This window comes from Leptothermofonsia sp. ETS-13 (assembly GCF_049200465.1).
GTDB lineage: Bacteria > Cyanobacteriota > Cyanobacteriia > Leptolyngbyales > Leptolyngbyaceae > Leptothermofonsia.
Genome location: NZ_CP120836.1, coordinates 1596931 through 1613693 on the forward strand (window position 1 = coordinate 1596931; position 16763 = coordinate 1613693).

The 16763-nt window shown below is 49.5% G+C and carries 18 protein-coding genes and 1 pseudogene; 16 read left to right on the forward strand and 3 right to left on the reverse strand.

What is annotated here, in order from left to right:
* Positions 1-447, forward strand: a pseudogene (locus P4D80_RS07165) (IS5/IS1182 family transposase); the annotation flags it as partial.
* 549 nt (positions 448-996) lie between these two features.
* Here P4D80_RS07165 and P4D80_RS07170 read toward each other — a convergent pair.
* On the reverse strand, positions 997-1338 hold the full coding sequence (locus tag P4D80_RS07170) for a transposase (RefSeq protein ID WP_421658302.1): 342 nt from the start codon (positions 1336-1338) through the stop codon (positions 997-999).
* Positions 1339-1394: 56 nt separating this feature from the next.
* On the opposite strand from P4D80_RS07170, the gene P4D80_RS07175 reads away from it, so the two are divergent.
* The 6 genes from P4D80_RS07175 (at position 1395) to P4D80_RS07200 (ending at position 4523) form a co-directional block, all read left to right on the forward strand.
* Complete coding sequence (locus P4D80_RS07175; RefSeq protein ID WP_421658304.1) at positions 1395-2228, forward strand: type IV pilin-like G/H family protein; 834 nt, start codon at positions 1395-1397, stop codon at positions 2226-2228.
* Positions 2229-2299: 71 nt separating this feature from the next.
* A complete protein-coding gene (locus P4D80_RS07180) occupies positions 2300-2443 on the forward strand; it encodes a hypothetical protein (RefSeq protein ID WP_421658305.1) in 144 nt (47 codons plus the stop codon).
* 72 nt (positions 2444-2515) lie between these two features.
* Positions 2516-2650, forward strand: coding sequence for a hypothetical protein (locus P4D80_RS07185; RefSeq protein ID WP_421658306.1), 135 nt, complete (start codon positions 2516-2518; stop codon positions 2648-2650).
* A gap of 133 nt (positions 2651-2783) precedes the next feature.
* On the forward strand, positions 2784-3536 hold the full coding sequence (locus P4D80_RS07190) for a GntR family transcriptional regulator (RefSeq protein WP_421658308.1): 753 nt from the start codon (positions 2784-2786) through the stop codon (positions 3534-3536).
* 661 nt (positions 3537-4197) lie between these two features.
* Positions 4198-4323 (forward strand): hypothetical protein, encoded by a 126-nt coding sequence (locus P4D80_RS07195; RefSeq protein WP_421658309.1) that lies wholly within the window; start codon positions 4198-4200, stop codon positions 4321-4323.
* A complete protein-coding gene (locus tag P4D80_RS07200; protein WP_421658310.1) occupies positions 4308-4523 on the forward strand; it encodes a hypothetical protein in 216 nt (71 codons plus the stop codon). Before P4D80_RS07195 ends, P4D80_RS07200 begins: the two co-directional genes overlap by 16 nt.
* Before the next feature lie 50 nt (positions 4524-4573).
* Here the strand turns inward: P4D80_RS07200 and P4D80_RS07205 are convergent, their stop codons facing one another.
* Positions 4574-4759, reverse strand: coding sequence for a hypothetical protein (locus P4D80_RS07205; protein ID WP_421658311.1), 186 nt, complete (start codon positions 4757-4759; stop codon positions 4574-4576).
* Between the two features lie 9 nt (positions 4760-4768).
* Between P4D80_RS07205 and P4D80_RS07210 the strand changes: the two genes are divergently transcribed.
* The 7 genes from P4D80_RS07210 to P4D80_RS07240 all read left to right on the forward strand — a co-directional run bounded on the left by P4D80_RS07210 (position 4769) and on the right by P4D80_RS07240 (position 14253).
* Positions 4769-5590 (forward strand): tetratricopeptide repeat protein, encoded by an 822-nt coding sequence (locus tag P4D80_RS07210; RefSeq protein ID WP_421658312.1) that lies wholly within the window; start codon positions 4769-4771, stop codon positions 5588-5590.
* A 3-nt stretch (positions 5591-5593) separates the two neighbouring features.
* The gene (gene deoC / locus P4D80_RS07215; protein ID WP_421658313.1) at positions 5594-6274 is read left to right on the forward strand and encodes a deoxyribose-phosphate aldolase; all 681 of its coding nucleotides are present in this window, start codon (positions 5594-5596) and stop codon (positions 6272-6274) included.
* 313 nt (positions 6275-6587) lie between these two features.
* Positions 6588-7553 carry a DNA repair protein RecO gene (gene recO, locus P4D80_RS07220; RefSeq protein ID WP_421658314.1) on the forward strand — a complete coding sequence of 322 codons (966 nt, stop codon included), beginning with the start codon at positions 6588-6590 and terminating at the stop codon, positions 7551-7553.
* A gap of 3 nt (positions 7554-7556) precedes the next feature.
* Positions 7557-9263, forward strand: a complete 1707-nt coding sequence (locus P4D80_RS07225; RefSeq protein WP_421658316.1) for an MFS transporter — start codon at positions 7557-7559, stop codon at positions 9261-9263.
* 118 nt (positions 9264-9381) lie between these two features.
* The gene (locus P4D80_RS07230) at positions 9382-10530 is read left to right on the forward strand and encodes a glycosyltransferase family 4 protein (protein WP_421658317.1); all 1149 of its coding nucleotides are present in this window, start codon (positions 9382-9384) and stop codon (positions 10528-10530) included.
* Between the two features lie 157 nt (positions 10531-10687).
* Complete coding sequence (locus P4D80_RS07235) at positions 10688-12103, forward strand: amidase (RefSeq protein ID WP_421658318.1); 1416 nt, start codon at positions 10688-10690, stop codon at positions 12101-12103.
* Positions 12104-12420: 317 nt separating this feature from the next.
* A complete protein-coding gene (locus P4D80_RS07240; protein ID WP_421658319.1) occupies positions 12421-14253 on the forward strand; it encodes an iron uptake porin in 1833 nt (610 codons plus the stop codon).
* Positions 14254-14760: 507 nt separating this feature from the next.
* On the opposite strand, the gene P4D80_RS07245 is transcribed toward P4D80_RS07240, so the two are convergent.
* Entirely contained in the window at positions 14761-15489 is a 729-nt protein-coding gene (locus tag P4D80_RS07245; RefSeq protein WP_421658321.1) for a hypothetical protein, read from the reverse strand.
* Between the two features lie 245 nt (positions 15490-15734).
* On the opposite strand from P4D80_RS07245, the gene P4D80_RS07250 reads away from it, so the two are divergent.
* Together P4D80_RS07250 and P4D80_RS07255 are read left to right on the forward strand one after the other, a co-directional pair.
* Complete coding sequence (locus tag P4D80_RS07250; protein WP_421658322.1) at positions 15735-16025, forward strand: hypothetical protein; 291 nt, start codon at positions 15735-15737, stop codon at positions 16023-16025.
* Positions 16026-16412: 387 nt separating this feature from the next.
* Positions 16413-16646: a Nif11-like leader peptide family natural product precursor gene (locus tag P4D80_RS07255; RefSeq protein ID WP_421658324.1), complete on the forward strand. Its 234-nt coding sequence runs from the start codon at positions 16413-16415 to the stop codon at positions 16644-16646.
* Positions 16647-16763: the final 117 nt, after the last annotated feature.

The window sequence follows — 16763 nt, forward strand, 5'->3', positions numbered from 1 at the left end:
GTGATGGAAGAGGGATATGAGCAAGTGCGAGCCGTTGTGCAACCCAAACCTCGCACCTATCGTCAGCAGGCCCGCCGAGAGTATTTGAACGTCACCAAGCAACGCCAAGTTCGCCACAAAACGATGCGAAAAGCCATTCGTAACCAACTAGGCTATGTGAAACGCAATCTGGCTCACATTGATGCGTTAGTCGCAGTTGGAGCATTATTATCGGCCCTGGGCAAGCACCTGTACCGTAAACTCCTGGTGATTGCTGAACTGTACCGTCAACAGCAAGCCATGTATGACCCAAGGCAGCATCGGATTGATGACCGGATTGTTCGCCTATCGCAACCGCATATTCGTCCGATGGTGCGAGGTAAAGCGGGGACTCCAGTAGAGTTTGGAGCCAAGTTCTCGGCCAGTTGTGTCAATGGCCAGGTGTTGCTCGACCCTCTCAGTTGGGATATAGCGGTAGTCATGATGGTTAGGACGGGGTGCAGGGGTGGAACCCCTGGCTGGGGGCGAAGCCCCCACTCCCTCTCTAATTCCAATGTTCTAATGCACCCGTGTAGAGCCATATCTGTCGGGCGTCGCTGAAAAGTAGTATGAATCAAAACGAAATTTCAAGCATACAGCACCTATTTCATACCCAAATTTAGCAACGCCTATATTTCTTACAGAACTTTCGATACGCTGCTGCGCAAATCTCTAATGCTTTTTCCAGTGCCAGGAATGCTGGATGCCAATGACTGATGCCATCATCAGTTAAACGGTCATAAGTTAGGTAGTCATCATTGATTGGTAAAAATTAATTTTAATTGGTAAATGGGGGAGTGGGGGCTGCGTCGCCAAGCAGGAGGGGCCCCCCTCCCCCTCAAAAATTATCCTTAGTTTAATTGCGTCTAGCTACTTAACTGCCATAGTTGCTGTAGTCATAAAACCGACCCTGCTGAAAATTTGCGGCTTTTGGGTTGCTGTGAATGTATCGCAGTATATTCAGTGCCCGTTGTTTATCTACATTTGTAAACCAGTATTGTGATAGCGCTTTTCCCAAAAGTGTCCGGTTCGGTTCAGCGTCTGGTTAAAACACATTGCAGTATACCAGTTCAGCTGATGCATAATGTGTGGCAAGTCTTCTGGCTGCTTTGGTTCCAGCAGGTAATGCATATGGTTGCTCATAATGCACATGGCATAGAGTTTAAAGCCGTTAAAGCCAAATTTATCTCGACATCTCTTAATGGCGTAAAGCAATATCTGACGACATTCCAACCGAGTCAGGCGAAATTCGCGGTTATTACAGCGCATTGCGACGTGATAGCTGTAGTCTGATTGCAACTGTCCTGCCTGGCGAGTCATAGTGGTTGGGGTAATTCAATTGTCTAAGTTTGCAATAAACATGGTTTGCAATAGACATGATGACTCTCTCCCGTCACCAACTTGCTAAACTGGGTGCCTTTACGGCCCTGCTTCTGTCGGCCTGTAGCAAGGCTGCTAACCGATCGCCCTTTCCCACCCCACCCCCTCCCTTACCCGCTGAAACGGCGACGCCCTTACCTTCACCCGTTGTCGCTAGTCCCTCTCCAACACCCACCGTTCCTATTGATGCCTATCAGAAGGGAACGGATAAAGCGGCCAGTGCCACTACCCTGGCCCGCGATGCCCAGACGCCTGAAGACTGGAAACTGGTGATTACTCAATGGGAACGGGCGATCGCCTTTCTCAAGTCGGTTCCCCGCACCAACCCTGACTACCCAAAGGCACAAAAACTATTACGCGACTATCAGCAACAGTTGGCCAACGCCCGACAGCGGGCAAAGACCAATCCCAGACAGACCACTACCGTTGCTAAAGAACCATCCGTGGGTGGAATTCCCCTTTTGGCTACTTCCGATAATGCCACAGCGATCGAGGCGATGAATACCCTGAACCAGAAACAGACGGAGTTCTTTAATCAGAAAAAGCGGTTCGCGTCTAACCTGGCAGAACTTGGCAGTAGGGTGGTGCCAGAGAATCCCAGCTATTTATATAGCACCAGGGGTGATGAAAGACAGGCAATATCGACTGCGATCGCCAAAAGAGATGGACTGCCCAGCTACACCGCTGCCGTCTTCCTGGTGAAAGATGGCAACAATAACCTGTCCCTATCCATCGTCTGCGCCAGCCAGCAAAGTTCCAAAGTCGCTCCTGCCTTACCCCGGGTGGATGGTAAACAACTGAAGTGTGGCGATGGTTCTTCCAGCGTGTAAGGATGGTGTGAAGCGTCTGGCTATTGCTACAAAACGGGGGTGGAGGCAGAATTTATGCTGCTCAAAAATTTATGCTGCTCAAAAAAGAGGGCAGCCATTACCAGGTAGCAGACTCACTGGATATTGCGGCCCGTTCTTGCCATGACCAGCTCAATTTGATGCGCCAGTTTGGCTTCATCTCTACCCTGGTTAGCTATCTGGAGAAGTTACGATGATGCCACCATCACAGGTTCAGGAAGTACCTGGAGCCCCCGCTACATTGCCTACAGGGGCAAAACCGGATCCATATGATTTGCATTCCAGAGTGCGAACGGTTTGAGTGTCGGTTGGTGGATGGTTCTGCCAGTTTGTATCTGGCTCAGGCGGGGCTGCTTGCAGCTGGTTTAGATGGAATCAATCTCCGGAACAGGTGCGAGGCTTAGTTGTTGAGTAATAAGTAACACTTATTGTCAAGTCGCAAAAGAACCCAGGAAATGGAGTTTATATTTCTACAGGCAATGAGAGAATAATCCCTGGCGAAGTGATGTTTTTTGAGTTCTCTCTACCACATTCTGAATGTCAAGGTCGCCTGAACCCCAGAGCTCCACTCCACTCCATTTAGTCATTTCTGAAAGGCTGCGAGAAGAAATTCTTAGCGGCAAGTATGCTTCGGGTGACCAGATTCCAAGTGAACATCAGTTGATGGAACAGTATCAGGTCAGCCGAATTACGGTGCGACGAGCGATCGCCAACCTTACTAATCAGGGGCTGGTCATCACGCGTCGGGGAAAAGGGGTTTTTGTCAAAGACCAACGCAAATATATTTGCACCCTATCCAATCCCCTCATCTTCTTTAAAGAAGATATGGCAAGGCAAGGGGTCACCAGTTCAATACAAAGTTTAGCGTTTGAACCGTTGGCTGCACCAGACAAAATTCAACAGATACTTCAATTGCCTGAAAATGACACTGAGGTCTATTTTCAGAGAAAACTCATTTTACTGAACAACGTTCCCGCTGCTGTTGACATCACCTATGTTCTACCAGAACTGGGTAGGCAGTTTGCCGATGAATTGCGTTTCCACATGACCTTTCCCACACTGGAGCAGAATGGGATTGTGATTGAGCACATCGAAGCCACTGTGGAATCAGTCCATACCAGCCATGAGTTGAGTCAGTATCTCGCTGTACCGTTGGGAGAGCCACTGCTGGTTTATCGCTATATTGCCTACACCAATCAAGAAACTCCCATTCTTTGTGGGGAAACCTTTTCCAGGGGCGATCGCCTTTGTTACTCAGTTGTGCTGACTAGACAGGCAAGTGCTCGATAGCAAAAGTTTCACTTCTTTGGGTTGCTAGAAAGAGCAGTCTCTACATTCTGGTTGTCAAACCAATACAGAACATCTGGTTTTCAAATCAATACAGAACAGCGTAAATTTGGGTTTCTATCTTGAGAGCGATCGCGGGGTAATGCTCTGAAAATATTAGTTTTATCTGTAGAGCAGTATCCAACGTTCTTAGGGCAGGTTAGCTACAGATTTATAGCGATAGCCACCAGGCTGAGGATGGGGTGCAGGGGTTCCACCCCTGGCTGGGGGCGAAGCCCCTACTCCCTCTCTAATTCCAATGTCCTAACGCACCCGCGTAGAACTATAACACCCCATCCAGGCCCTCTTTATATTTTTTGTCTTTATATTCTTTATATGAGTTTTTATATAAGGAGTCCTATCTTAAAATCATTGGTTTCAAAACAAATTTTTGAGATAAATTTGAAGTAGCTTTCTCAAAAGTTCTCCGTTCACTGGATTGATTCTCAACTCAACGAGAGCAAAGGCATATGGGCAACAATGCCAGCAAGCTAATTCTTTATCCAACCCGGATCGATATTCCAGAAACAACCGTTCCCAGATTATTGAATTGCTCAATACAAAACTGGCTGCCACATTGGACCTCAAAACTCAAGTCAAACAAGCCCATTGAAACGTCAAAGGTTTGGACTTTTATCAACTGCACGAGCTGTTTGATGAAATGGCGGGTGAAGTGGAAGAGTATGAGTATATCGATGTGATTTCAGAGCGAGTGACGGCTCTTAGTGATCCGCAATGGGAACGGCCCTGATTGCTGAGGCAAATTTGATCCTGCCCGAATACCCCTTTACCATTTTAGATGGTAAAGATCACATTATTGCCCTGGCCGATCGCTACGCTCCCTACGCCAAACATTTGCGCGAAACGATCAACCAGACCAATGATTTGGGAGATGCTGACACTGCCGATCTCTATACTGAAGTTTCGAGAACCATTGATATGCGACTGTAGTTCCTGGATGATATCCGACTGTGGTTCCTGGAAGCCCATCTGAAAGCGGATCAGATACCTGTTACCAGTAACGGAGTCACCTCTAAGTCGGTGGCCTCCAAAACTACGACCCACTCCACCACAGCCAAACGAACCACAAAAGCCGCCGCCAAAACCCCAACCACAAAAGCAGCAACGGCGGAAACCAGTGGGACTAAATCAAGCAGTAAATCAACCACCAGAAAGACAAAAGCCAAAGGTAAATAATGGGTTCTTCAGTTTCAGTCAACCACGCTAACTTCGCAACAGAAGTGATTCAAAAATCCTATGAGAAACCTGTTCTTGTAGACTTTTTCGCAACCTGGTGCGGCCCCTGCCAAATGCTCAAACCCATGTTGGAAAAGCTGGTACAGGAGTATGACTTTGTTCTGGCAAAGGTAGATATCGACCAGAATCCTGAGTTGGCAAACAACTATCGGGTTGAAGGAGTACCCGATGTGAGAGTGGTTGTAGATGGACAGGTGAGCGAGGGGTTTGTTGGAGTGCTGTCCGAACCACAACTCCGACAATTCCTTGCTCAGCTGAATCTAAAGTCCACTCTGGATGATGCACTAGAAACCATTTACACAGAAGCTTCCAGGGGGCATGTAGAAACTGCCCAGGCCAAGCTAGAAGAGTTACTCCAGCAATATCCGGGCGATCGCAAACTGCTCCTGGAGGCCGCTAACTTCTACATCGAAACTGACCAGTTCGAGATGGCTGAAAAGTTGCTGTCGTCCATTCCAGAGCATGACAAAGCCTACTTTCCCCACGCCAAATCACTGAAAGCACTAATCCTGTTGAAACAAATCGCCAGTCAGCCTGAAACCGGCAACGAACTCGATCAGCAATTTCAGCAGGCAGCTCGCTTTGTTTTGGAGGAAAACTACGAAGCGGGGTTGAATGAGTTACTGACCATTGTCAGCCGCGATCGCCATTACAAAAATGACGGTGCCCGAAAAGCGATGCTCGCCGTCTTCGATCTTTTAGGAGACGATCACCCCCTCACCAGAGATTATCGTAAACGGTTAACCATGACACTGTATTAAATAATGGCACCTCAGACAGAAATTGATATCGCTCCCTTTATTGACCATGCCCTTTTGACTCCAACAGCCACTCCTGACCAGGTAGAGCAATGGTGTGCCGATGCTGATCGATTTGGCTTTGCGGCGGTCTGCGTTCAACCTGCCTACGTTAAACTGGCCGCCAATTTACTCCATGGCAAGCCCCCCAGGGTTTGTACCGTAATTGGCTTTCCCTACGGAGCAACCACCTCTGCGGTAAAGCAGTTTGAAGCTCAAGATGCGGTTGAAAATGGTGCCACTGAACTGGATGTCGTAATTAACATTGGCTGGTTGAAAGCAGGCAAAACCAACGAGGTCCATCGAGAAATTGCCGAAATTCGAGAAGAAACTGGACTCACCATCAAAGCCATTCTAGAGATGGCCTTGCTGACTGAATCTGAAAAGCGGTTGGCAGCCGAAATCTGCATGGATGCGGGAGCCGCCTTCCTTAAAACCAGCACCGGACTTTATGGGGGAGCTACAGTGGCAGACATCCGCCTTTTGAAAGAAATTACTAAAGACCGGGTGGGGATTAAAGCTTCGGGTGGTATTCGTACTGCTGAGCAAGCACTGGAGCTGATTATTGCCGGAGCCACCCGTTTAGGCACCTCCCGCGGCCCCGATCTGATCTATCAGCGCGGTAGCCTAGAGAAGGATGAAGAGTAGGGAATGAGAGGGGAAAGTAAGGGGGCGAGGGGAAGTTGTTAGCTGTTGGTTGTTAGCTGTTTGTTATAGCGATAGCCACCAGGCTGAGGACGGGGTGCAGGGGTTCCACCCTCGATTGGGGGTGCATCCCCTCCTCTAAACCCAATGTCCTAAGCAACCTGGCGACAGCTATATAGCGGTAGTCATTGTGGTTAGGACGGGGTGCAGGGGTTCCACCCCTGGCTGGGGGCGAAGCCCCCACTCCCTCTCTAATTCCAATGTCCTAACGCACCCGCGTAGAGCTATAACAATTAACAACTAAAATCTTGATCGCATGAGCCGTACTTACAAAGCGACTGGAATCAATCTCAAGAGCATGCCGATGGGGGAAGCCGATCGCCTGCTGACAATCCTGACGCGGGAGTTTGGGCTGGTGCGGGCAGTGGCGATGGGATCTCGTAAACATAACTCCAGTATGGCTGGGCGGAGTGGGTTGTTTGTAGTGAATAATTTACTGATTGCCAAAGGGCGATCGCTCGATAAGGTGGCTCAGGCAGAAACTCTAGAATCCTACCCTGGGTTGAGCCAGGATTTGAAAAAGTTGACAGCAAGCCAGTACCTGGCAGAACTTTGCCTCTATCAAGCCTTGAGCGATCAACCCCAGGAAGAATTGTTTTGCTTGCTGGGTGAACACCTGAAGCGGCTGGAGCGATCGGCCACGGAATCTATCTTGCCCCATCTCACCCACGCCATTTTCCAACTCCTTGTTTTGGCAGGAATTGCTCCCCAGGTTTACGTTTGCTGTGTTACACGCCAGTCATTGACACCTGATTTTACGGATCCGTCCTGGCGCATTGGTTTTAGCATTCCCGCCGGAGGAACTGTCACCCTTGAGGCTCTTGCAAGGCTGAGGGTAGGGAAACCGAAACCCGTTCGCAAAACTGCGAGCGATCCGCTTCAGGCTACCTTCTATGCCGCGGATCAGGCTATCGGGCTGCACCAGAATCAGAGTAAAGTAGCTGAAGGTGGGGCAAAAAGTTCTGATCCAATGGTGATGACCGAGCGCACTATTTATCAGACACCGTCAATTCTGCACATCCAGCTAACCGCTTCAGAACTGGCACTGCTGCAACAGCTTGCCCATGCCGATTTGCCCCAATCTGTCCAGGCTGCAACCGCATGGCATTCAGTAGAGCGTGCATTGCGTCACTATGCCCAGTATCATTTTGATCGTCCCATTCGCTCCGCTACTCTGGTAGATGCATGCTTTGTTTCTGCTAACCACCCTCTGATCCCCTGAGCCATGATGCAACTGTCCAAGTCGGATTTAGAAGCATCGATGATGCTGTCCCTAAATCGTCCAGGTCTGGGCGACAATATCAAAGGGTCCAGTGATTCATCCGCTGATCTGGAGATTTGTCATTCACCACAGACTCGGTTTGGTCCCCCGATCAGTCGTGTGCCAGAGCAGGGTGCAGAAAAGCCTGTACTGGAAGGGGATGTGTTTGATGGGGAGAATTTTTTACCCATGTTTCGCTCAGAAGAAGATTTCCTCGAAACCGATCGCCACTCCTCCACGCCGTCTGCGATGGGGATGTCAAAGCAAGAGAGCAGTGGAATCTCATCGGTTTCATCGTTGGGTTCAAATCCAGAAGTGGGGTTCATTTCACCCGATGGTGAGTTGGAGCGGGGCTTTCTTCCCGTACTAAGAAACCGAAATTTTTTAACCCTGTGGAGTGGACAGGTTTTTTCTCAGTTAGCGGATAAAGTTTACCTGGTTCTGATGATTGCACTGATTGCCAGCCGATTTCAAACTGGTGATCAAACGATTAGCGGCTGGGTCTCTTCGATCATGATCGCGTTTACCATTCCAGCGGTTCTGTTTGGTTCCATCGCTGGAGTATTCGTTGATCGCTGGCCCAAAAAAGCGGTTCTGGTGGCCACCAACTTACTACGGGGGGGATTAGTTTTTACATTGCCGCCCTTACTCTGGCTATCAAAGGGATGGGCACCCCTGGCGGGTTTGCCCGTCGGCTTCTGTATTTTGCTGGTAACTACGTTTCTGGTTTCAACCCTAACCCAGTTCTTTGCCCCGGCTGAACAGTCAGCCATCCCCTTAATTGTGGAACGGCGTCATCTCCTGTCTGCGAATTCGCTTTACACCACCACCATGATGGCATCGGTCATCATTGGTTTTGCTGTAGGTGAACCGCTATTAGCATTAGCTGACAGTTTGACAACCTATTTGGGCTGGACGGCAATCGGCTTGGGTAAGGAGTTGGTAGTCGGCAGTGGCTATGCGATCGCCGGTCTCGTCCTCTTGCTGCTAAACGTCCGCGAGAAAACCTGGGGAGGGGTTACTAATAGCAATGGGGATAGCCCTGCCGCAGCGGTAGAGACGCCCCACGTATTTCAGGATATTCAGGATGGAATTCGCTACCTAAAGCAGCAGCATCGTGTTCGCAGTGCCATGCTCCAATTGGTCATTCTATTTTCGGTGTTTGCCGCTCTAGCCGTTCTGTCGGTGCGGCTAGCGGAAATTATGCCCGCTATCAAAGCATCCCAATTTGGCTTTTTGCTGGCAGCCGGTGGAGTGGGGATGGCGATCGGAGCCACTTTCATTGGGCAGTTTGGACAGCGATTTACCCACTACCAGCTCAGCCTCTTTGGTTCCCTGGGCATGGCAGCCTCCCTGCTGGGACTGTCTGTTTTCAGTGAGCGATTGATTCCAGCACTGGCGCTAATTACTTTACTAGGTGGCTTTGCAGCCGTGGTAGGAGTTCCTATGCAAACCACTATTCAGGAAGAAACACCAGAGGAAATGCGAGGCAAGGTTTTTGGTTTACAAAATAACGCTATTAATATTGCTCTTAGCTTGCCTCTGGCACTGGCAGGTGTAGCAGAAACCTTCTTCGGCTTACGGACGGTCTTTATTGGTCTTGCTGGGCTTGTCGTCGCAAGCGGGGTATTTACCTGGTATATTTCGCGTACAGGGTCAACCCCACAATAGTTCTTCATAAGTCGCCAAAACTCCAGATTACTGGAGTCTATCCGGCGGCAGGGGGACTATTTATTAAGGGCTGATAGTGGCTGTTCGCTGAAGTTACCCATCACTGCAACAAACCCGAATGCATATCGCCTGGCTTGGAAAAAAAACTCCTTTTTGTGGCAACGTCACCTATGGTCGAGAGGTCACCAATGCCCTGTTAGACCGGGGCTATCAGGTGAGTTTTCTTCACTTTGCCCAAGATGAACCTCCTCCTGACAACTGGCCCGACTTTCAGGAAATTCCCATCCCCTTTCTTTATAAGTCCCAGGTCTATACCATTCCAACCTTGCGCTCCAGTAAGATTTTGAAACAATCTCTGGAAGAGCTCCAACCCGATTTAGTCCATGCATCGCTAACCCTTTCTCCCCTGGACTTTTTGCTTCCAGAGATTTGTACTGATCTGGGAATTCCACTAGTTGCGACATTTCACCCGGCCTTTGATCGCAAGCTGCGGAACTTGACATCGGGCACCCAACATTTGACCTATCAGCTCTATGCCCCATTTCTGGCCAAGTACGATCGCGTCATCGTCTTTTCCCACCTTCAAGAAGATTTGCTGATCCGTCTTGGAGTTCCTCCATTGAAGGTAGCTGTCATCCCGAACGGGGTCGATGTTGAAAAATACTCCCCCGGATTTTCCCGACTAAAAAATCAATTAAAGGCTGAACGCATTTTTATTTATCAGGGACGCATTTCGCCTGAAAAAAATGTGGAGTCACTGCTAAAAGCCTGGAAACAGGCGCGGATGGGTCCTCATTCTAAATTGGTCATCGTTGGTAATCATGGACCCCTAGCAGCATCGCTTATGCCATTCTACGGTCCTGAGCACGGCATTATTTGGATGGGTTTTATTGCCGATGAAAATAAACGCATCGAGATTCTCCGAGGGTGCGATGTTTTTGTTCTCCCCTCACTGGTAGAGGGGCTTTCCCTATCGTTGCTGGAAGCTATGGCCTGCGGGCTTGCCTGTGTAGCAACAGATGCCGGAGCGGATGGGGAGGTGCTAGAAAACGAAGCAGGTGTCATTATCAAAACACAGGGAGTGGCTACCCAACTGAGAACCCTCTTACCCCAACTGCGCGACCACACAGAATGGACCACTCTGCTCGGTCAAAATGCTCGCCGACGCGTCAAGGAACGCTACACCTTGAGCAACAATATTACGCAATTAGAGACCCTCTACCGGCAAGTTTTGAAGCGGCAGCCAGCCCAGGTGACTTCTGTTTGAGTCGATCTGACCAGGGGATAAACCTAGGGCAGTAGGGGCAGTCCAATAAGTGACTGGAAGATTCCTGGGGGTAGAACATTTGGAGTTTCAATAGAATGGTGATTGTCGCTTAAATTCATCCTCGCCTGGTCTCCCAAAAGTTTCCTGTTGTACCCGCATGAACGCAACTGATCTGGCTTTTACCCCTGCTTTGGAGCAAGCACGCCTGATTCGTCAAAAAGAAGTTTCGCCACTGGAGTTGGTTGAGCTCTATCTGGAACGGATTGAGCGCTTAAATGGCACACTCGGTAGCTACATCACGATCGCTGCCGAATCAGCGATCGCCGAGGCCAAAGCTAAAACCGAACAATTGAACGATGACTTCGACAGCATTCCTCCCTTTTTCGGGGTTCCTATATCAATCAAAGACCTCAATTCCGTAGCAGGGATGCCCTGTACCTTTGGGCTCAGTGTTCTTAAAAAGCGAATTGCTCCCGAAGATGATGGCCTCGTTAGCCGCATCAGAAAGGCCGGATTTATTATCCTGGGCAAAACCACAACCTCAGAGATGGGCATGTTTCCCTACAGCGAGCCGCCAGGGTTTCCCCCGGCTCGTAATCCCTGGAATTTGGATTACACCCCTTGGGGATCGAGTGGCGGGGCGGCGGCAGCCGTCGCTGCAGGGTTGTGCCCAGTTGCGCAAGGCTCTGATGGTGGAGGCTCCATTCGAGGCCCCGCCTTTTGCTGTGGGTTAGTTGGGATCAAACCATCACGGGGTCGTATCAGCATGGCTCCCTTTGGCGATCGCCTGAACGGAATCGCAACCAACGGCCCTCTCGGTCGCACCGTTGCAGATACCGCTGCTTTACTGGATGTCATGTCAGGCTACATCACAGGCGATCCCTACTGGCTCCCCGACCCCGATCCTTCCTTTCAGGCAATGGCTGGAATTCCTCCAGGCCAGTTAAGAATTGCTTTTGTTAACGCCATACCCCCCTTAGGAGAAGCGGAGTCAACCTGCCAAAAAGCCGTTTTAGATACGGCCCATCTGCTTGAAAGCCTCGGACATGTTGTGGAATCGGCTGAACTGCCAGACTTAGGCGACTTGATTGAACCGTTTACGATCATCTGGCAATCCATTCTCGACGAAGCCAGAGTTCCAGAATTCGTTTTGGGTAGAACTTGCCGCTGGCTGCGAACCCGTGCTCGCTTTGCTTCCTGTGGAAAGTATCTAAGATCCGTTGCCCAAATGCAGGTTATCTCCCGGCACATTGTCGAACGCTTTAACAACATAGATGTCATGCTGATGCCGGTCTACATGCATCCCACAATTCGTGTAGGTGAATGGGCCGGGCTGCGACCCGCCAAAACGTTACAAAAAATTATCCACTGGATCGCGCCTTGCCCCCCGTTCAATGCCACAGGACAACCCGCGATTGCCCTTCCCACGGGCTTTACTCCCAACAATCTACCTCTCGGCGTTCAGTTGGTGGGCCGTCCAGCATCTGAATCGACACTGATTGCCCTTGCCGCTCAAATAGAAGCTGCAAAACCCTGGCATCACCAGCGTCCGCCAATTGCTGATGATGATTGAATTTACAGTAATAGCTTAAGGCTGAGAAAAAACAAGGATTGCCATCCTGCACTAGCCCCTTTCCCCTGCTGGCTTCTGCTGAAACTGCTCACTGTGAACCCGAACCCGGTACTCCATCATCTTGAAACGGTGACCAATTCGGTATTCGTCAAGCTCAAAATTTGAGTATCATGGAGCAAACGGTGACTTATTGCACAATTCACTCTTGATCCAGCAACTATTCTGGATTACGCTTATGGGTGAAAGTCTGTGCGATAGAAATTAATCAGCTATAGAGGACCTCAACAGTCGTTCTATATCGGTGTGAGGAGGAGAACATGTCAAAACTATTGTTGAAATCACTGCTAGTCAGTCCTGCTGCTCTGGGTGCTGCTCTGGCAGTTTCAGCATCCGCTATGGCAGCGGACGCAAAGTCAATTTCTGAAGCATCTGTAGCAGATACCACTACGGTTTCTGTTCAGCTATCTGAGAAGTTATCGGAGAGTGAAGTTACTGAAGGCACCATTGGCACTCTTAAGCCTGAACCAGTGACGATTGCTCAAGCTGTAACTAATTCCCCAGATTCTACGCCTTCCACAACCAGCACTCTGAATCAGATTAATCGTTATGGTCGCGAGGGTCGTGCCTCAGCTAGCCAGATTAGTCAGGTAACTTCAGTCTCTCAGCTTACCGACGTCAGACCAACCGATTGGGCATTTCAAGCTCTGCAGTCTCTGGTTGAGCGCTACGGCTGTATCGTCGGTTATCCCGACAAAAAATATCGTGGTAATCAGGCAATGACCCGTTATGAATTTGCTGCGGGTCTAAATGCTTGTATGGATCGGGTGAACGAGTTAATCGCCGCTGGTACTGCTGATCTGGTTAAGAAAGAAGATTTAGCCATTTTGCAAAAGCTGCAAGAGGAGTTTGCAGCGGAACTGGCAGTTCTGCGCGGTCGTGTAGATGCCCTGGAAGCTCGTGTAACGACGCTTGAGAAGCAGCAATTCTCAACCACAACCAAATTGGCAGGTGAGGTTATCTTTGCTGTTACTGATGAATTTCTGGATAACGGTCGGGATGACAACAATACTGTCTTCCAGAACAGGGTTCGTCTGGCATTGAACACTAGCTTTACCGGCAAGGATTTACTGGTCACCCGTCTGGCAGCTGGTAACGCAGACACTTTCTCGATTCCCGGTGGTGGTGCTGAAGGGATTCAAACCTTTAATATCGGGAATACTGGTGGAAACCAGGTGTTTGCCGACTGGGTCGCTTACTACTTCCCAATCGGAGATAATTTGCAATTTTATGTGCCCGCGATCGCTGGTCTTCATTACGATTACGCCCCTACCTTCTCCGGTTACTTTGAAGCGTTTGATGGCGGTACCGGTCCCTTGTCTGTTTTTGCTCAGCGCAACCCCATCTACCTGATTGGGGGCGGCTCAGGTGCAGCTGTCAACTTTAACTTTGGAAACTTCAAGGTGAGTGGAGGCTATCTGGCTGACAACTCAGATGGGTCTGGTAATCCTGGTACCTTCGCTGCCAACGTCCCCACGGCTAAGAACGGTTTATTTAACGGTAGCTATGCTGCCCTGGGTCAAATCGGCTTTGACACTGGGAAGTTCGGGCTTGGTCTAACCTATGTCAATGCCTACCGTCGTGGAGCAATTTTTGATGGCGGTAGTGGTGTGCCTTCATCCGGTACGATCTTCGCCAACGGCTTCTTTGGGTTTGATGCCTTCGGCAACTTATTGGGGAAATTCCCAACCAACGTTAACGCCTACGGTGTTTCTGGCTACTTAAAGCTAGGCTCCAATATTTCCATCAATGCTTTCGGTGCTTATGTCAACGCCGATGACATTGGTGATGGCTTTGATGCTGGTCAGATCTGGACCTTTGGTGGTGGTATTGCCTTTGCTGACTTTGGTAAGAAGGGTAATTTGCTAGGCCTGTTTGCAGGGGTTGAACCTTATGTTGGAAATCCCGGTGAGTATGGTTTAGGTAACACCGATAACAATATGCCGATTCATCTGGAAGGCTTCTATAAGTGGCAGCTAACCGACAACATCTCTATCACTCCTGGCATTATCTACATCATTAATGCTGGTCAAAGCAACAATGGTGACACTGATGCCCTGATTGGTACAGTAAGAACCACCTTTACCTTCTAAATCTCAGTCAGAAGTCTCTGATTTCTGGTTAGTTTGAAGAGCCTAATTAGTTTGAAGAGTTAAAGAAGCCCTGCTTTGGTGGGGCTTTTTTCATTACATGCGATCGCGTGTGATGCTGGTCAATCTATTGTTTACTTTCCCATCACTCCGTGAAACAGGTTCAGTCACTTGTTTTGCCGATAAAGGTCATCCAAACCTCTGCGGTGACTCACCTATGGGTCAAGGAAAATTAGCAACGATAAGGAATGTAAGCATCATCAAGATAGTAGCTCTATGCGCATGTCCCCCCCCGCTATCATCACCGAATTATTTGCCTGAACGGTTTGGAACAGGGAATCGGTAAATATCAGTTAGAGCTTTCTGAAATTAGCCAGCATGGGCGGCTTTTGCAACGGGCCCGGTGGAATTTTTGCACCTTCAAAGGACTGCTAGCTTTCCTGAGAAAGCATTTCCCAGATAGTGAGCTGCTGACGCACGAGGTGAGTCAATGCATTCAGTTTCAGTTGGTTAAATCGCTTGCTGATCGGCATCTATGGGAAGAAACCGTCGTGTCTGCGTCAGGTATGCCCAACCAACTCCATCCGGATCGTGAGCTTTGCTCCACTCGGCCAGGTCTGGCGAGAGTTTCTTGCGACTGATGACGCCCGCTGATACATTTAGCCGCCTTGCCAGTTGGGCTTGGGTCAGTGGTTCTCCTACGGTCAACGAATGGCAGGTGTCAGGTGGCTGGGACAGTTTTTCTGAAGGAGCCTGTAGCGGTTCCCTGCCCTTGAGGGACTTCTCCTTGGCAGGGGTTTCCACACTCTGATCAGTGAAGAGCTGGCCTGTTGATTGAAAGTAAGGGGCCTTCAAGGTTGGAAACAGATAGAAAACGTCTCCCCGTTCGGTAACTTCAAAATGGGCAGCAAACTCCTTAGCTCTGGTATCCAGGTAGTTGCGAGCGGCGATCGCTGACACCTTGGCCGTCATCGCAAAGTCGAGCACGGTGATCTGTCCCTGATGCTCCTGAAGCAATTCATAAAAGACCTCGTTCAGTTTGTCCCGCTGGCTTTGTTGCACTTTATGCCATCGCCGCCAAACCCACCACCCAATTAGAACGGGCATCAGTAGCCGCAGTAGTGGCATTAGCATTCGCAACAGGGTAAAAATAACTCCAGCGGCAACGAACCCGCCAATCACATAACCCAGGTAGCGGGCAGAGCTGCTGTCACTTTCGAGACTTTCTGGTTTAGCCATAGGAAGATGAGAGTGTAAGGTGAGGGGCTAAGAGCGTTGTTCGTGGTTGGTTGTTTATGGTTGGAGAAGGGAGTTAGGTCTGAGAAGCTTTAAGCAGCAACGAGTCTGTACACCGTAGAGGGAAAGGAATGGAGTCAGGGGGAGCAGATCGTAGCTTCTGAATAGTAAATCATTGTTGATACAAGTGTACTATTTAGTGGCTGATCAGCTACACTGAGTAGCAGTAAATTTTTGAGGATCGTTTCATGCCTGCGCAAGTTCAGTTCTGTGTGGTTGAGACCGAGGATGGTGCCTGTGTTGGGAAACTGAGTATTCCCAATCGTAAGCTGGCAGACTGGATCAACTTTCTAGTTTCTCCCCGGCAACAGGTGCAGATTATTCTTGCGGAACAGCGTCGGGGTGGGTTGACTCTCTATTTCCAGGCCGATGAGCGGCTGTATCAGTATTTGCGCAATCGGCTCAACCATTCGGCAGAACAAGCGGCGGCTGATAAAGTTGCCATCCACGAGCCCCTACGGGAGGCGATCGCCAATTAACCCTTTCTATGCAATCTTTGTAGCTTGTGTCCCTGCTATCTCTTGCTTCCCTACCTCCTACTCTTCTTATAAACTGCTATCTATAGCAGTCCTAAAATTAGTCGTGAGATTGAGAGGCTTTGTGAGAAAGGATTCCTGCGGAATCTTTTCTCAGAATCCAAACAGGATTGCCATAGAGTAAGCTCCCAGCCATTGTACAATCTCTGCAAAAGCGAACACTCCTCAACAGTGGCGATGGGATTCTTCGCAGAACTTTTGCTATAGCCCTTTTCAAGGGTGTGAAGTACCTCATTCAAATGAAAACCGCTATAGGCTCTACGGTATTTGGGGCAGTATAACGATAGAAGATTGTCCAGGGAATACGCATACTAGAAGGAGATTTTTGGAATGTCCATTGAGAGTGCCAACCGGTTTCTAGAAGCGGTTGCCTACGATGAAGCATTGCGGAGTAAGTTTGAAGGGGTTTCCAGCCCAGAGGATTTTTTGAGAATTACGGAGCAGTTGGGCTATAGCTTTACGACCGATGAATTGATGGCGATCGCTAAAGAACAAAGCCAGGGAGTGACAGTTCGGCGCAGCACGGGTGTCTGGAAATGGCTGCGCAGCGTTAAATGGGTATGATACAGCGATAGCCACCAAACTTAGGACGGGGTGCAGGGGTGGAACCCCTGGCTGGGGACGAAGCCCCCACTCTCTCTCTAATTCCAATGTCCTAACGCTCCCGCGTAGAGCTATAAA

Coding starts and splice junctions, on each gene's coding strand:
- P4D80_RS07210 (WP_421658312.1), top strand. CDS start 4,769: ATGGGTTCTTCAGTTTCAGTCAACCACGCTAACTTCGCAACAGAAGTG.
- P4D80_RS07185 (WP_421658306.1), top strand. CDS start 2,516: ATGATTTGCATTCCAGAGTGCGAACGGTTTGAGTGTCGGTTGGTGGAT.
- P4D80_RS07230 (WP_421658317.1), top strand. CDS start 9,382: ATGCATATCGCCTGGCTTGGAAAAAAAACTCCTTTTTGTGGCAACGTC.
- P4D80_RS07175 (WP_421658304.1), top strand. CDS start 1,395: ATGATGACTCTCTCCCGTCACCAACTTGCTAAACTGGGTGCCTTTACG.
- P4D80_RS07200 (WP_421658310.1), top strand. CDS start 4,308: ATGGGAACGGCCCTGATTGCTGAGGCAAATTTGATCCTGCCCGAATAC.
- P4D80_RS07255 (WP_421658324.1), top strand. CDS start 16,413: ATGTCCATTGAGAGTGCCAACCGGTTTCTAGAAGCGGTTGCCTACGAT.
- P4D80_RS07240 (WP_421658319.1), top strand. CDS start 12,421: ATGTCAAAACTATTGTTGAAATCACTGCTAGTCAGTCCTGCTGCTCTG.
- P4D80_RS07225 (WP_421658316.1), top strand. CDS start 7,557: ATGATGCAACTGTCCAAGTCGGATTTAGAAGCATCGATGATGCTGTCC.
- P4D80_RS07235 (WP_421658318.1), top strand. CDS start 10,688: ATGAACGCAACTGATCTGGCTTTTACCCCTGCTTTGGAGCAAGCACGC.
- P4D80_RS07170 (WP_421658302.1), bottom strand. CDS start 1,338: ATGACTCGCCAGGCAGGACAGTTGCAATCAGACTACAGCTATCACGTC.
- recO (WP_421658314.1), top strand. CDS start 6,588: ATGAGCCGTACTTACAAAGCGACTGGAATCAATCTCAAGAGCATGCCG.
- deoC (WP_421658313.1), top strand. CDS start 5,594: ATGGCACCTCAGACAGAAATTGATATCGCTCCCTTTATTGACCATGCC.
- P4D80_RS07180 (WP_421658305.1), top strand. CDS start 2,300: ATGCTGCTCAAAAAAGAGGGCAGCCATTACCAGGTAGCAGACTCACTG.
- P4D80_RS07245 (WP_421658321.1), bottom strand. CDS start 15,489: ATGGCTAAACCAGAAAGTCTCGAAAGTGACAGCAGCTCTGCCCGCTAC.
- P4D80_RS07190 (WP_421658308.1), top strand. CDS start 2,784: ATGTCAAGGTCGCCTGAACCCCAGAGCTCCACTCCACTCCATTTAGTC.
- P4D80_RS07250 (WP_421658322.1), top strand. CDS start 15,735: ATGCCTGCGCAAGTTCAGTTCTGTGTGGTTGAGACCGAGGATGGTGCC.